The sequence below is a fragment of the Paenarthrobacter sp. RAF54_2 genome (assembly GCF_052113945.1).
Lineage (GTDB): Bacteria > Actinomycetota > Actinomycetes > Actinomycetales > Micrococcaceae > Arthrobacter.
The window spans coordinates 11,143-25,524 of record NZ_JBFRDV010000024.1 but is presented as its reverse complement, the minus strand read 5'-3'; the positions used below and the strand labels follow the sequence as shown (position 1 = coordinate 25,524).

10 protein-coding genes and 1 riboswitch are annotated in these 14,382 nt (G+C 62.1%); of the genes, 8 read left to right on the top strand and 2 right to left on the bottom strand.

What is annotated here, in order from left to right:
• Window positions 1-4 precede the first annotated feature (4 nt).
• Window positions 5-784 carry an SDR family oxidoreductase gene (locus tag AB4Y87_RS20665; RefSeq protein WP_442006146.1) on the top strand — a complete coding sequence of 260 codons (780 nt, stop codon included), beginning with the start codon at window positions 5-7 and terminating at the stop codon, window positions 782-784.
• Window positions 785-811: 27 nt separating this feature from the next.
• Here AB4Y87_RS20665 and AB4Y87_RS20660 read toward each other — a convergent pair whose 3' ends face one another.
• Entirely contained in the window at window positions 812-1,882 is a 1,071-nt protein-coding gene (locus AB4Y87_RS20660) for an endonuclease/exonuclease/phosphatase family protein (protein ID WP_442006145.1), read from the bottom strand.
• Between the two features lie 342 nt (window positions 1,883-2,224).
• Between AB4Y87_RS20660 and ileS the strand changes: the two genes are divergently transcribed.
• Genes ileS through ndk form a run of 4 tightly spaced genes read left to right on the top strand, consistent with a single transcriptional unit; the run spans window position 2,225 to window position 7,814 of the window.
• Window positions 2,225-5,533, top strand: coding sequence for an isoleucine--tRNA ligase (gene ileS, locus AB4Y87_RS20655; protein WP_442006144.1), 3,309 nt, complete (start codon window positions 2,225-2,227; stop codon window positions 5,531-5,533).
• Between the two features lie 3 nt (window positions 5,534-5,536).
• Window positions 5,537-6,898 (top strand): bifunctional folylpolyglutamate synthase/dihydrofolate synthase, encoded by a 1,362-nt coding sequence (locus AB4Y87_RS20650; RefSeq protein WP_442006143.1) that lies wholly within the window; start codon window positions 5,537-5,539, stop codon window positions 6,896-6,898.
• 2 nt (window positions 6,899-6,900) lie between these two features.
• Window positions 6,901-7,353: a DUF4233 domain-containing protein gene (locus AB4Y87_RS20645; protein ID WP_442006142.1), complete on the top strand. Its 453-nt coding sequence runs from the start codon at window positions 6,901-6,903 to the stop codon at window positions 7,351-7,353.
• A gap of 41 nt (window positions 7,354-7,394) precedes the next feature.
• Window positions 7,395-7,814, top strand: a complete 420-nt coding sequence (gene ndk, locus AB4Y87_RS20640) for a nucleoside-diphosphate kinase (protein ID WP_216925485.1) — start codon at window positions 7,395-7,397, stop codon at window positions 7,812-7,814.
• A 79-nt stretch (window positions 7,815-7,893) separates the two neighbouring features.
• Here the strand turns inward: ndk and AB4Y87_RS20635 are convergent, their stop codons facing one another.
• On the bottom strand, window positions 7,894-8,589 hold the full coding sequence (locus AB4Y87_RS20635) for a vitamin K epoxide reductase family protein (RefSeq protein WP_442006141.1): 696 nt from the start codon (window positions 8,587-8,589) through the stop codon (window positions 7,894-7,896).
• 228 nt (window positions 8,590-8,817) lie between these two features.
• On the opposite strand from AB4Y87_RS20635, the gene AB4Y87_RS20630 reads away from it, so the two are divergent.
• The 3 genes from AB4Y87_RS20630 to AB4Y87_RS20620 all read left to right on the top strand — a co-directional run bounded on the left by AB4Y87_RS20630 (window position 8,818) and on the right by AB4Y87_RS20620 (window position 14,064).
• Window positions 8,818-9,012, top strand: a complete 195-nt coding sequence (locus tag AB4Y87_RS20630) for a hypothetical protein (RefSeq protein WP_442006140.1) — start codon at window positions 8,818-8,820, stop codon at window positions 9,010-9,012.
• Between the two features lie 56 nt (window positions 9,013-9,068).
• A complete protein-coding gene (locus tag AB4Y87_RS20625) occupies window positions 9,069-12,278 on the top strand; it encodes an Rne/Rng family ribonuclease (RefSeq protein ID WP_442006139.1) in 3,210 nt (1,069 codons plus the stop codon).
• A gap of 146 nt (window positions 12,279-12,424) precedes the next feature.
• A riboswitch (TPP riboswitch) is annotated at window positions 12,425-12,522 on the top strand.
• Window positions 12,514-14,064, top strand: coding sequence for a bifunctional hydroxymethylpyrimidine kinase/phosphomethylpyrimidine kinase (locus AB4Y87_RS20620; protein WP_442006138.1), 1,551 nt, complete (start codon window positions 12,514-12,516; stop codon window positions 14,062-14,064). (Overlaps the previous riboswitch by 9 nt.)
• The last annotated feature ends 318 nt before the right edge of the window (window positions 14,065-14,382 follow it).

Below are 14,382 nucleotides of genomic sequence, written 5' to 3'. Positions count from 1 at the left end.
TGCCATGACTTTGGCAGCACAGACGGCTCATCCAGTACAGAACAAAACGGCAGTAGTAACCGGCGCGAGCACGGGCATTGGCGAGGCTACGGTGCGGGCGCTGGCCTCCACAGGCTGGAAGGTCTTTGCGGTTGCCCGCAGGGCCGATCGGTTGGGCGCGCTGGGTGCCGAAACCGGCGCCATTCCGTTCGCGGCTGACATCACCAGCGACGACGACGTGGCAGCCCTTTTGCAGGCTGTTTCCAAAGCCGGGGGAGCCGATACCCTCATCAACATTGCCGGCGGTGCCCGGGGCGCCGACACGATCGCGAACGCCGATACTGAGGATTGGGAGTGGATGTACCAGGTCAACGTCCTGGGCACCATGAAAATCACCCGGGCATTCCTTCCGATGTTGAGGGAGGACGGGGAAGGAACTGTCCTGAACCTGACATCCACCGCCGGACTGGCTGCTTACGAAGGCGGCGCCGGATACAACGCGGCAAAGTTTGCCCAGCACGCGATGACCACCGCCCTGAGGCTGGAAGAAGTGGGTAACAACATCCGGGTTATCGAGGTAGCACCGGGACTGGTCCACACTGAGGAATTTGCCCTCAACCGGCTGGGCGACAAGGACGCAGCCGCCAAGGTTTATGCCGGAGTCGAAAAGCCCCTCACGGCAGAGGATGTGGCCGACGTCGTCAAGTACGCAGTCTCGCTGCCACACCACATCAACCTGGACCAGATCGTTATCCGCCCTGTTGCGCAGGCGGCCAACCACAAGCTCATCCGCAAGGACAGCTAAAGCACAGCACCTTCTACACGGCACCTTCTAATTGGCGGGGATAATCAGCGTTGCCACAATGGCGGCATGGTCAGAACCGGAAACCTGGTGGACTCCGTAGCCGCTGCTGCTGATCCGGGGCGAGGTAACCATATGGTCGATCACGATTCCCGGAAGAGGTGGTCCCTCCATTGGCCAAGTGGGAGAGAACCGCCCGCCTGAGGCTGTTCCGACGTCGACGAGCTTTTTGCCGTCCTGTCCACCGCCCAGTGCGGGGTCGAGCAAGGCCCGGAACTCGGAGTGATCGTAGGTGGAGTTGTAGTCGCCCATCAGCAGGTGATGTCCCGGACGGGAGGCCTGTCGGGCAACCTGGACGAGGTCGCTGCGCCACTGCTGGATCCGCTCATCAACCGGGGGCAGAGCATGAACGTTCGTGAGGTTCAACGTGGCCTTGGAGCTGCCCGGATCGGTGATGCTGACCGGATCTGTGATGAGGACCCGCGTGACGTCCATCCGGAACGGTGTATCAGGCAGAAGTCCCTCCGGCTGCAAAGGAAACACGGAATACACGGCGCCACCGGAAGCGTCATCGTTGGGTTCACTGACAAGGTTCGGCAGTATTGACTCCAGGCCCTCGGAGCGCAGACGGTCTTCCAGCCCCTGCGAATGTTCCTGGAGGGTCAAGAGTTGGACCCCGTTGTCTCGAACCAGCTTCACGATGGCACTTGCGTCAGCCTCACCGTATTCAGTGTTGAGGCTCATTACCTTCAGGGAAACAGTCGCGGTCCCGGCAGGAACGGTTTCCCTTCCGCCGTCAAGCGGAAACAGCCAGAACAGCTGGAGAGCCAGCAGGGCCGCCGTCGTGATGATGACCCACAGGCGACGCCCCGCGAACGCAAGGACCATCGCCAGGGCCGAGGGCAGCGCCATCCACGGGGTGAACGACAACAATTGAACAACCACCAGCGGCCACTCCGTGGCGACCGCCCTGAACAGGGACATTCCTGCCACCGGCAACACCAAGAGCAGAGCCAGCACCGACCAAATTGGGGATGCCTGGCCACTCAACCAGCGTTTTACCGGGCGTGCGGCTGGAAGGACAGCGGCGGGGTTGGTCATGGGGTCGAGTCTATGCAGCCGAGGGCATCCAGCTGATCCACCCGAAGGATGATCCTGCGAGTGGAGCACCGGGCTCTCCTGCCGCTAGACTTGGGAGACCAGCTTTGACCCGGCCATCACCGGTGAGCTTCCGGAAGAACAGCACTGACCACCGCAAAGGTGCCAAGCGCCCAGTAGAACCGGACGGGTAAGCCCGTCACAGCAGTAATGAGAGGCCGGAACCGGAAGTTTCCCCCACCAAGGGGCGCCAAGGTATCGGTAAGTGAGGTGGTACCGCGGCAACAGCAAACACTGAAGCCGTCCTCGCATCCTGACAGTCAACCAGCTATCACAGGATATGAGATGACCCACTACCCCAAGGCCTCAGCGTCTCCTTCAGGCACGCACGGCGTGTCCGCTTCCGTGAAGTTCCCGGAAATCGAAGAGCGCATCCTCAAGTACTGGGATGAAGACGGCACCTTCCAGGCAAGCATCGACCAGCGTGATGCTGGCAAAGACGGCAGCAACGAATTCGTCTTCTACGATGGCCCTCCCTTCGCCAACGGCCTCCCGCACTACGGCCACCTCCTCACTGGTTACGCCAAAGACCTTGTAGGGCGCTACCAAACGCAGCGCGGAAAGCGCGTGGAACGCCGCTTCGGCTGGGACACCCACGGGCTCCCCGCTGAATTGGAAGCCATGAAGCAGCTGGGAATGACGGACAAGACCCAGATCGAAGCCATGGGCATCGACAAATTCAACGACGCCTGCCGCGCCTCCGTGATGAAGTACGCCAACGAATGGAAGGCCTACGTCACCCGCCAGGCCCGCTGGGTGGACTTCGACAACGATTACAAGACACTCAACGTCGAGTACATGGAATCAGTGCTGTGGGCCTTCAAGCAGTTGCATGAGAAGGGCCTCACCTATAACGGGTACCGAGTGCTCCCGTACTGCTGGAAGGACGAGACCCCGCTCTCCAACCATGAACTCCGCATGGACGACGACGTCTACAAGAACCGCCAGGACCAGACCGTCACGGTGACGTTCCCCATCAAAGCCGGTTCGTCTGAACTCTCACAGGCGCTCGCAGGCGTCCAGGCCCTGGCCTGGACCACTACGCCCTGGACGCTGCCCACCAACCTGGCGCTCGCCGTCGGGCCTGGGATTTCTTACGCCGTCCTGCCCGCCGGCCCGAATGGCGTCAAGGCTGCTTCTGCCGAAGCGCCGGTCTCGGGCAGCTTCCTTCTGGCCGCTGACCTAGTGGGGACCTACGCCAAGGATTTGGGGTACGACGACGCAGAGGCCGCAACTGCCGCCGTTGTTTCCAAGCACACAGGCGCCGAGTTGGCGGGCCTTGAGTACGAGCCGTTGTGGAACGACTTCGCCGATGCCGAGAAGTACGGCACCCAGAACGCCTGGCGCTTCCTCGTAGCTGACTACGTGACTACCACTGACGGTACGGGCATTGTCCACCAGGCCCCGGCCTATGGTGAGGATGACCAGAAGGTCTGTGAAGACGCCGGCATTCCCGTTGTCCTGTCCGTGGACGAGGGCGCGAAGTTCCTGCCGTTGTTTGCGCACGGAGAACTGGCCTCCATTGTGGGCCTGCAGGTCTTCGATGCCAACAAGCCCATCACGCAGGTCCTCCGCGCGGACGGCCGACTGGTCCGCCAGGCCAGCTACGAGCACAGCTACCCGCATTGCTGGCGTTGCCGGAACCCGCTGATCTACCGGGCCGTATCGTCCTGGTACGTCGAGGTCACCAAGTTCAAGGACCGCATGTCCGAACTGAACCAGGAGATCAACTGGATCCCCGGCAACGTCAAGGATGGCCAGTTCGGCAAGTGGCTGGAGAACGCCCGGGACTGGTCCATCAGTCGTAACCGCTATTGGGGTTCGCCGATTCCCGTATGGCAGTCCGATGACCCCGAGTACCCGCGGACTGACGTTTACGGCTCGCTCGCTGACATTGAGGCGGACTTCGGCCGACTGCCGGTCAACAATGAAGGTCAAGTGGACCTGCACAGGCCCTTCATCGATGAGCTGACGCGCCCCAACCCGGACGACCCCCGTACGCCGGCTGAGGGGCAATCCACCATGCGCCGCGTCGAAGATGTCCTGGACGTCTGGTTCGACTCCGGTTCCATGCCCTACGGCCAGGTGCACTACCCGTTCCAGAACGAGGAATGGTTCGACACCCACAACCCTGCGGACTTCATCGTGGAGTACATCGGCCAGACCCGCGGCTGGTTCTACATGCTTCACATCCTGTCCACGGCGCTGTTTGACCGTCCCGCTTTCCGCAACGTCATCAGCCACGGCATCGTCTTGGGCTCCGACGGCCAAAAAATGTCCAAGAGCCTGCGGAACTATCCGGACGTTTCCGAGGTCCTGGACCGTGACGGCTCCGACGCCATGCGCTGGTTCCTCATGTCCAGCCCGATCCTTCGCGGCGGCAACCTGGTGGTCACCGAGCAGGGCATCCGCGACGGCGTCCGCCAGGTCATCTTGCCGTTATGGAATGTTTACAGCTTCTTCACGCTGTACACGAACGCTGCCAACGGCGGCTCGGGCTACGAAGCGAAGCTGCGCTATGACGGCTACTCCGACACCCTGGACCAGTACCTCCTGGCGAACACCGGGGACCTCGTCCGCAACCTCACGGAAAGCCTGGATACCTACGACATCTCCGGTGCCTGCGATGAACTGCGCAGCTACCTGGACATGCTCACCAACTGGTACGTTCGTCGCAGCCGCCAGCGCTTCTTCGACGAGAATGTTGATGCCTTTGACGCCTTGTACACCGCCCTCGAAGCTGTGTGCCGCGTATCTGCGTCCCTGCTGCCGCTGGTGACCGAGGAGATCTGGCGCGGGCTGACAGGCGGCCGCTCTGTGCACCTGGCTGACTGGCCTGATGCTTCGCTCTTCCCCTCCAACCCAGAGCTCGTGGAGGCCATGGACCGCGTGCAGCAGATCTGCTCCACCGGTTCGAGCCTGCGCAAGGCCGCTAACCTGCGGGTCCGCCTGCCGCTCCAGGAACTGACTGTGGTGGCACCTGGTGCAGATGCGCTGGAAGGCTTCGCCGCCGTCGTCGCTGATGAACTGAACCTTCGCTCCGTCCGCTTGTTGGACGCTGCTTCGGCTTCGCCGGAGGAGTTCGGCATCGAGCAGAAACTGGTGGTCAACGCCCGGGCTGCTGGTCCGCGCCTGGGCAAGAACGTGCAGCAGGCCATTAAGGGGTCCAAGTCAGGCGACTGGTCCGTGAACGATTCAGGTGCAGTGGTGGCCGGGGGACTCGAGCTTGAGCCGCATGAATACAGCCTGGAGACTGTGGTCGGAGAAACGTCCGACGGCGGTGCTGCCGCCCGGAAGGCCGTCTCGGTGCTGCCTGGTGGGGGATTCGTCGTCCTGAACACCGAAGTCACTCCTGAGCTTGCTGCGGAAGGACTTGCCCGTGACATGGTTCGTTCCATCCAGCAAGCACGCAAGGATGCTGGATTGAATGTCAGCGACCGCATCCGCACGTCTGTCCAGGCACAGCAGGACGTTGTTGATGCCTTGGAAGCCAACGCTGAGCTCGTCAAGACCGAGACGCTGTCCCTGGAATTGGAAGTCCTTCTCTCCAGCGCCGAGGAACCGCGCGTCACCGTAGCAAAGGCAGGGGCCTGAATCATGACTGACGAATTCTCAGTGGAAAGTGTGTACGCCGAACTTCTTGGCCGTGCACCTGAAAACAAGATGGAACCCCGGTTGGCACCGCTTTTCAGGGCCATGGACGTGCTGGGGGAGCCCAACAAGGCTTTCCCGATCATCCACATCACGGGAACCAACGGGAAGACCTCCACGGCCCGCATGATTGAGGCCGGGCTTCGTGCACACGGGTTGAGCACAGGCCGTTACACCAGCCCGCACCTTTCAAAAGTCACCGAGCGCATCAGCATTGATGGTGAGCCCGTATCAGATGCGACGTTTGTTCGGATCTGGGACGAGATCCGTCCGTACCTGGAAATCGTGGACAACGAGCTCATAGCTGAGAACCAGCCCCGGCTCACGTACTTTGAGTGCGTGACGATCCTTGGCTTCGCGATTTTCGCTGACCAGCCGGTGGATGTGGCGGTCATGGAAGTTGGCCTCGGCGGCATTACGGATGCCACCAATGTGGGCGATGGCCAAGTCTCTGTCATCACGCCGATCTCCCTGGACCACACGGATCTCCTGGGCGACACCACCGAGGACATCGCCTATGAGAAGGCCGGGATCATCAAACCGGGTGGTTTCCTGGTGAGCGCTGCCCAGCCGGTGGACGCTGCCCAGGTCCTGCTGGAAAAGGCCCGCGAGGTGGACGTCCCGTTCCGCTTCGAGGGTGTTGAGTTTGGTGTGGAGTCGCGCAGCGTTGCGGTGGGCGGACAAGTGCTGACCGTCCAAGGCCTGGCGGGTCGCTACGAGGACCTCCTGCTGCCTCTGCATGGTGCGCATCAGGCAGAGAATGCGGCCGTTGCTGTAGCGGCATTGGAGGCGTTCTTCGGTGGAGGAGAGAAAGAGCTCGATATCGATGTCCTGAAAGAAGCCTTCGGCAATGTGACGTCCCCCGGCCGCCTGGAAGTGGTGCGGACAGCACCGACCATTGTGGTGGATGCCGCCCACAACCCCGAAGGGATCCGCGTCTCTGCGGAGGCCATCCATGAGGCCTTCAGCTTCGGCAAGCTCGTGGTGGTCGTGGGAGTACTCCGGGAGAAGGACGCCGAGGAGATCCTGAAGACCCTGAAGGAGCAGCTCGGAGACCTGGCCGAGGAGTTCTGCTTCACCCAGTCCAACTCGCTGCGGGCCGTCCCTGCAGCGGAACTGGCCGAACTCGCCGTCGATCTTGGCTTTGGCGAGGACAACGTCCACATCGCCGAGAAACTTGATGATGCCCTGGAGTGGGCCGTTGAACGCGCCGAGTCCAATGATGACCTTTCCGGCGGCGTCCTTGTCACCGGTTCCATCACCCTGGTGGCCGAGGCACGCATACTGCTTGGCAAGGAAGGTGCCTGACCGTGGCAAGGCTGACCAAGGCCCAGCGTGAATGGCGCCCCGGGATGCCCAAAAAGCGCCGGTCCACCAAAGTGATGTTTGCATCCACCGTGCTGTTGCTTGAAGCCTTCGTAGCCTTCTTCGGCACGTTGGTGGTCTTTGGCTTAAAGCGTGGCGAAGTGGCTCCTGGAATCATCCTTGGCGTCGGCATCACGCTCAGCGTAGTCCTCGTTCTGGCCTGTGCCGTGTTGTCCAAGCCCTGGGGAATCGGCCTCGGCTGGGGGCTGCAGCTCCTCCTGATCCTGACTGGGATCGCCGAGCCCATGATGTTCATCGTCGGCGTCCTCTTCGCCATCTGCTGGTGGTACGGAATCCGGACGGGGATGCGGATCGACCGTGAAGTGGCTCAACGGGACCGGGAACAGGCTGAATGGGATGCAACGCACAGTGACGGGGCAGGTCCGGAAACCCCGTAAACTGGCTGGGAAACCCACCCGCCCATCACATTGGAGCAACTGTGAGCATTGAACGGACCCTTGTCCTGATCAAGCCCGACGGCGTCGCCCGCAACCTCAGCGGAAGCATCCTCGCCCGGATCGAAGCCAAGGGCTACGCCTTGGCTGAGCTGAAGAAGGTCAACGCGACCCGCGAGCTGCTGGAGCAGCACTACGAAGAACACGTAGGCAAGCCGTTCTACGAACCACTGGTGGAATTCATGCTCAGTGGCCCGGTCATTGCCGCGGTCTTCGAAGGCCACCGCGTGATCGAAGGCTTCCGCTCCTTGGCGGGCACTACCGACCCCACCACTGCCGCGCCGGGCACCATCCGGGGCGACTTCGGCCGGGACTGGGGCCTGGCAGTCCAGCAGAACCTCGTGCACGGCTCGGACTCCGTTGACTCCGCCGAGCGTGAGATCAAGATCTGGTTCGCCGGCTAACGACACCCTCGCCGACATAACAGTTAAGGCCAATGTTCGCCATGAACATTGGCCTTAACTGTTATGTCGCGGAGTTGTTTTAGTAGCCCGAGGTACCGGCGAAGACGTGGATGAAGGCGAAGAAGATCGTGGCGATCACAGCTACGTACAGCAGTGCCACAATGATCCATCCGGAGTCACCCAGGATCTTGGCCAGCGCTGGCGGGGCTTTGATGACTCCATGGGAGATGTTGCGGATGGTCACCCAGACGAACATGGGGATCATGACCGCCCACACCACCATGCAGTACGGGCACAGCACGTTGATGACGTACAGGGCCTGAGACCACAACCACACAACAAAAACGAATCCAAGGGTTACACCTGCCTGCAAGCCCAGCCAGTAGCTGCGTGAATACTTGGCCCCGGCCAGGAGTCCCATGGCAGTGGTGATGATCACCGCAAAGGCAACAATCCCGATGAACATGTTGGGGAACCCGAAAACGGAGCTTTGCGGTGTCTGCATCACGGCTCCGCAGGAAACCCACGGATTCACATCGCAGAGCGTGATGTGGTTGGGGTCTTTGAGCACTGCCAGCTTCTCAAGGACCAATGCCCCGGAAGCCAGCCAGCCGATGACGCCGGTGATCAGCAGGAGCCACGCAAATGGCTTGTTTTGCACTGCTTTAGGCAGGGAATCAGGCCCGGCCGCGCGCTGCAATCCTGGCTCGGTGGTCTTTCCACCCGCAGGGGTGGAGGCTTGATTGGCCAGGTTTCCCCTGGCGGTGCTTGGCATCGCGGACGCAATCCTTTTCGACAATGACCCGGCCGGTCCGGGAACGGCTCTTGTGAGGATTGTAACGCCGGAGGCTGGACGTGGTCCCCAGCTCGTGGCGGCACTTTCCCCACTGTGCGACACAGTCTCCTACGCTTCGAATGTGCAGGGGTGTGAGAGAATGAACATGGCCGGAAGCCGATCCACATTCGGAATCCGGTCCGGTGACTTGTTCCCAAGACCGCCAGCATGAGCAGGGCCTGCCTGGATCACGTGATCCTCCGCATGCCCGCCATGACAATGGACGGCACCTGGTTGTGGCAGCAGAACAACGGGTTTCAGAGCAAAGCCACCGGCCTTCCAGGGCTGCCGCACCCCAATGATGGTGCGAACCGGAAGGAATACTACCGACTTCTGTCAACGCCTGAGGGTTTTGACAAATAATTGCCCCACTGGGCGCCGGATGTGGCGGCGTCGCTGGGGCAGGAGTGTTGCCACATATGGATAATGACCAGGTTGTAGCCGTTAATGAAGAGGCAGCTACCGCGGAAACTGCGGAAGCGCCCAAAAAGACCACCCGGACACGGCGCAAGGCTGCGCCCAAGGCGGTCGAAACAGCCGGTACTGAAGAAGCCGTCGCTTCTGAGGAAGCTGCCGAAGAAGCCACCGGTACTGAACCCACCGAAGCAGCCGTGAAGGCGCCGGCACGCCGTAGCCGCGCGCGCAAGACAACAGTGCCTGCCGAGCCGCTCCCCGGTTTTGATGACCAGGCCGGGATAGCGTCCCTGCCGGAAACCGATGGCGAACCTGCCCCTGAAAAGCCGGTCCGCCGTCGTCGGGCTACCAAGCCCAAGGACGTTGACGCAACGGCCGCTGAGACGCCTGCAGCCGCTCCCGCTGCGGAAACCACTGAAGAAATCACGACGCCGGACGCCGGGTCCCAGCCTGCGCTGGACGCTCCTGTAGAAGGCACTGTTCCCGCCGAGGAAGAGGCCGAAGCTGCCGAGGAGTCCGCCCCCGGTTCAACGTCTTTGTTCCTGGAGCCGGTCTCCATTACGTCCATGATCTTCCAGGCCCCTGACCTCAGCACCGTGGCACGTCCGGCCGTCGAGGAAAAGGCCGAAGAGGCTGAAGAAACTCCGGAAACGGGGACAACCGAGGAGCTGGAGGATTCCAGCAGCCGTCGTCGTCGCCGGAGCCGTGGCCGCCGTGGTCGGCGCGGAAACGAACGCGACGAGTCCGATGCCGAGGACGGCACTGAGACTGAGGACGAAGAAGAAGCTCCGGCAGCGGAAGCGCTCGAAGAGGGCGTCACGTCGCGTCGTCGTCGCCGTCGCCGCAGGGGTGACCAGGATCTCGAACTGACTGGCGGCTCTGACGATGACCCGCCCAACACGGTGACCCGTGTCCGCGCGCCCCGCCCGATCACTGAGACGGCCCCGTCAAACCGCGTTACCAGCGTTAAGGGTTCCACCAGGCTTGAGGCCAAGAAGCAGCGCCGCCGCGAATCCCGCGAGACCGGACGTCGCCGCCAGGTGATCACCGAGGCTGAGTTCCTTGCCCGCCGCGAGTCCGTGGATCGCCAGATGATCGTCCGCCAGCGCGACGACAGAATCCAGATCGCGGTCCTTGAAGACGGCGTCTTGGCCGAGCACTTTGTGTCCAAGACCCAGCAGGACTCCCTCATTGGCAACGTGTATCTGGGCAAGGTCCAGAATGTTCTGCCTTCCATGGAGGCTGCTTTTGTTGACATCGGACGTGGCCGCAATGCGGTGTTGTACGCCGGTGAAGTGAACTGGGATGCAGTCAACCTTGAAGGCCAGCCGCGCCGGATCGAGAATGCGCTGAAGTCCGGCGATTCCGTCCTGGTGCAGGTCACCAAGGACCCCGTCGGCCACAAGGGCGCCCGCCTTACCAGCCAGATTTCCCTCCCGGGCCGCTACCTTGTGTACGTGCCGGGCGGTTCCATGACCGGTATCTCGCGCAAACTGCCTGACGTGGAACGCAACCGCCTCAAGCGCATCCTCAAGGATCGCTTGCCGGAGAACGCCGGCGTCATTGTGCGCACAGCCGCTGAAGGTGCGTCCGAAGAAGAACTGACGCATGACATCAACCGTTTGCGCGCGCAGTGGGAAGGCATTGAAGGGCAGGCGTCCTCCACGAAGGTGCTGGCTCCGGAACTGCTTTACGGCGAACCGGACCTCACCATCAAGGTTGTCCGGGATGTCTTCAACGAAGACTTCTCCAAGTTGATCGTTTCCGGGGACGACGCCTGGGACACCATCGAGGCTTACGTTACGTACGTGGCTCCCGATCTGGTGGGCCGCCTTGAGAAGTGGACCAAGGACCAGGACATTTTTGCTGCCTGGCGGATCGACGAACAGATCCACAAGGCGCTGGAACGCAAGGTTTTCCTGCCGTCTGGTGGTTCCCTTGTCATCGACCGCACCGAAGCCATGACTGTGGTGGACGTCAACACAGGTAAGTTCACCGGCAGCGGCGGAAACCTGGAAGAAACCGTCACCAAGAACAACCTTGAAGCAGCCGAGGAAGTTGTTCGCCAGCTACGCCTGCGCGATATCGGTGGCATCATCGTCATCGACTTCATTGACATGGTCCTCGAATCGAACCGTGACCTGGTGCTCCGCCGAATGGTGGAATGCCTGGGTCGTGACCGCACCAAACACCAAGTGGCCGAAGTGACATCGCTGGGCCTGGTGCAGATGACCCGCAAGCGCATGGGCACCGGCCTGCTCGAGGTATTCGGTGAGCAGTGCGAGCACTGTGCCGGACGGGGTGTCGTCACCCATGATGAGCCGGTGGAGCACCGACGCGCCAACGTCGTTGCTGCCGAGCATCACCGCCCGCACGTCGAACCCCAACAGCCTGCTGCACGCACTGATCGTAAGCGCCGCCGTGGCAAGGGTGGGGGACCGGCAATGGCCGAAGTGCCTCCTGCAGTCCACAGCACGCCGGCCGCCCCTGCAGCTCCTGCGACCACGGAGTCCGTGGACCCGGTCCGCCAGGCGAAGGCTGAGGCGACCAGGGCAGCTCTTGCCACGATAGCCGCTGCAGCACATGCCGCCCACCTGCACGATGACGAGGTTCACCGCGCGGAGGAGCAGGCCCGTGCAGCAGGTCAGCAGGGTCACACCGATGGATCTGCCCTTGAGGCTGCAAGCGGCGAGGCTGGCGTTCCGGCTGCACCTGATACCGCCAGTCATGAGGCTGCGGTTCGGGAAGCGCGCGCCACTCCTGTTCTGCGTTTCGGTGGCGAAGAAGTGGCTCTTCCGTTTGTGGAACACCATGAGGAACCAACTGCTGGCAAGCCGGCCATGAGCCTGGACCTGCTGGCCGAGGCGTTCTCGCACCTTGGTGCCGCACCTGCTGCGGAGGAAGAGGCCACGGCTTCGGTTTCCGAACCTGCCGCTGCTTCCGCCGTTTCCCCTGCCAGTGCTTCTGCCGGCACTACCGATGAGCACGATCATTCGTTGCGTTCCCGTGGTCGTCGTGGCCGGAGGAACCGCAGTGCCAGCAGGGCGCAGGGTGCCGCAAACGAAACCAGTGTGGAACACCACGAGGTAACTGCTGCTGCCGCAGGCGGATCTGCCCATGAGGCCAAGGCGCCGGCAGCGGAAGAGCCCGCCAAAAAGAAGGTAGCGGACGAACCCATCATCCTTGGGGTGGGAGTTCCCGCTTCCGAGCTGTAGGCAGGGCAACCTGCCACTATGCAACCAAAGAGTCCCGCAGCATCCGTTTACGGCGGATACTGCGGGACTCTTTTGTTTGCCGCCAGTCACATCGATTCCCCGAAGCTGTCCGGTTCCCGGGGCGAGGGGCTTCCGGGCTACGCTAGGAAACTGACACGGGGTGCCGGGCACGGGCCAGGCTGAGATCCAGACCCGTTGAACCTGTCCGGTTAGCACCGGCGAAGGGATGTCCACCATGGCTTCATCGTCGAATTCCGCTGTCTACCCTGTCTACGCCGCGGGTATGGGAGCAGTCCCGGCCCGGCCACATCCGAGGGTGCTCAGCATTGCCGGCTCGGATCCTTCTGGCGGCGCCGGAATCCAGGCAGACTTGAAGAGCATCGCAGCGCACGGGGGCTATGGCATGGCTGCCATCACGGCTTTGACGGCCCAGAACACGTTGGGTGTCAGTGCAATCCATGTTCCGCCCGTCGAGTTCCTGCGTCAGCAACTGGACGCGATCAGCAGCGATATTGAGATTGATGCGGTCAAGATCGGGATGTTGGGTGATGCGGCCGTCATCGACGAAGTCCGCAGTTGGCTCGAAGAGGTGCGTCCCGCCGTCGTGGTCCTTGACCCGGTGATGGTGGCCACCAGCGGCGACCGCCTTCTGCGGGAGACCGCTGAAACTGCGTTACGCAGCCTCCTGCCGTTGGCGGATCTCGTCACCCCAAACCTTCCCGAGCTGGCGATGTTGCTGGGGGAGCCCGAAGCCCCCGACTGGGCTACGGCGCTTGACCAGGGTAAACGCCTGGCTGCTGAGTGTGGAACGACGGTTTTGGTAAAAGGCGGCCACTTGGCAGGAAACGACTGCCCGGATGCACTGGTCAATACGAGCGGTTTGCTGCGACAGGACGTCATCGAGGTGCCTGGGCCCCGCGTTGATACCAGGAACAGCCACGGAACAGGGTGCTCGCTCTCCTCGGCGTTGGCCACAGTCCAGGCCCGCAGGGGCGATTGGGAGGTATCACTCCGCGAGGTCAAGCCGTGGCTGCTGCAGGCCCTCGCGGCGGCCGACGGGCTCGAGGTAGGCAAGGGCAGCGGGCCTGTCCACCACTTCCACCACATGGAGCCAGCGCTGAATCCTGCCGGGAAATCCGGCGACTTTGCCGCCCGGCTGTGGGCCGAAGCTGCACCGGAATTGGACGCAATTTACGGCCTCGCCTTCATTCAGGGCTTGCAGTCCGGGCGCCTCCCGGAGCCCCAGTTCAACTATTACCTCGCCCAGGACGCCATCTACCTGAACGGCTACTCCCGGGTTTTGGCGCGGGCAGGTGCACTTGCCCCCACTGAAGAAGAGCAGCTCTTCTGGGCAAAGTCATCGCAACTTTGCCTTGAAGTGGAGTCCGAGCTCCATCGGAACTGGCTGAGCACGCGCTCGGCCTCAACACAGACCGGACCCGTGACAAGGTCGTACGTGGACCACCTGCTGGCCACATCAGCCTCGGGCAGTTACGCCGTGTTGCTGGCGGCAATCCTGCCCTGCTATTGGCTGTATGCGGAGGTAGGACAGCAACTCCACGCCGCCTATGTGGACGCCGGCGCCCCCAGCGAGCACCCGTACGCCGCCTGGCTGACGACGTACGCGGACGAGGAGTTTGCTGCCGCAACCCGGAAGGCGATCGACTTTACTGATGCCGCGGCAATTAGCGCCTCCACCCAGGAACGCGGGGCCATGGTTGAGGCCTTCGCCCAGTCTTGCCGCTACGAGACAGCCTTCTTTGATGCACCCCGGCTCTTCGCCTGAGCAGGGCCTCCGGGGTTGGCGGCTGGGCAATTCCACAAAAATCCAGCGCGTCGTCGGCCAAATCGCAGTATTACTCCACAAACCCTGTAGGCTGTATGGGCACGGTGCCGGGAGAGTCCGTTACAACTGGTGATGCAAGTCACCCGATAGCCTCCGGACGCGGCCTCATTTGCAGCTGAAGGTCAAACTAGCGTAATCTTGATCTTCGGTGCTTACGCCAACACTTGGGTTATGCCCCTTGGAATTGTTCATGGGATGACTCGCGGGCTTCGATCAGAAGTCCACGGCGTTGAGGCACAGCGCGAACCAAGCCTGATT

Excerpts from the sequence above, each read along its gene's own strand:
- AB4Y87_RS20660 (WP_442006145.1), bottom strand. The coding sequence starts at position 1,882 with ATGACCAACCCCGCCGCTGTCCTTCCAGCCGCACGCCCGGTAAAACGC.
- AB4Y87_RS20665 (WP_442006146.1), top strand. The coding sequence starts at position 5 with ATGACTTTGGCAGCACAGACGGCTCATCCAGTACAGAACAAAACGGCA.
- AB4Y87_RS20650 (WP_442006143.1), top strand. The coding sequence starts at position 5,537 with ATGACTGACGAATTCTCAGTGGAAAGTGTGTACGCCGAACTTCTTGGC.
- AB4Y87_RS20635 (WP_442006141.1), bottom strand. The coding sequence starts at position 8,589 with ATGCCAAGCACCGCCAGGGGAAACCTGGCCAATCAAGCCTCCACCCCT.
- ileS (WP_442006144.1), top strand. The coding sequence starts at position 2,225 with ATGACCCACTACCCCAAGGCCTCAGCGTCTCCTTCAGGCACGCACGGC.
- AB4Y87_RS20630 (WP_442006140.1), top strand. The coding sequence starts at position 8,818 with ATGAGCAGGGCCTGCCTGGATCACGTGATCCTCCGCATGCCCGCCATG.
- AB4Y87_RS20625 (WP_442006139.1), top strand. The coding sequence starts at position 9,069 with ATGGATAATGACCAGGTTGTAGCCGTTAATGAAGAGGCAGCTACCGCG.
- AB4Y87_RS20620 (WP_442006138.1), top strand. The coding sequence starts at position 12,514 with ATGGCTTCATCGTCGAATTCCGCTGTCTACCCTGTCTACGCCGCGGGT.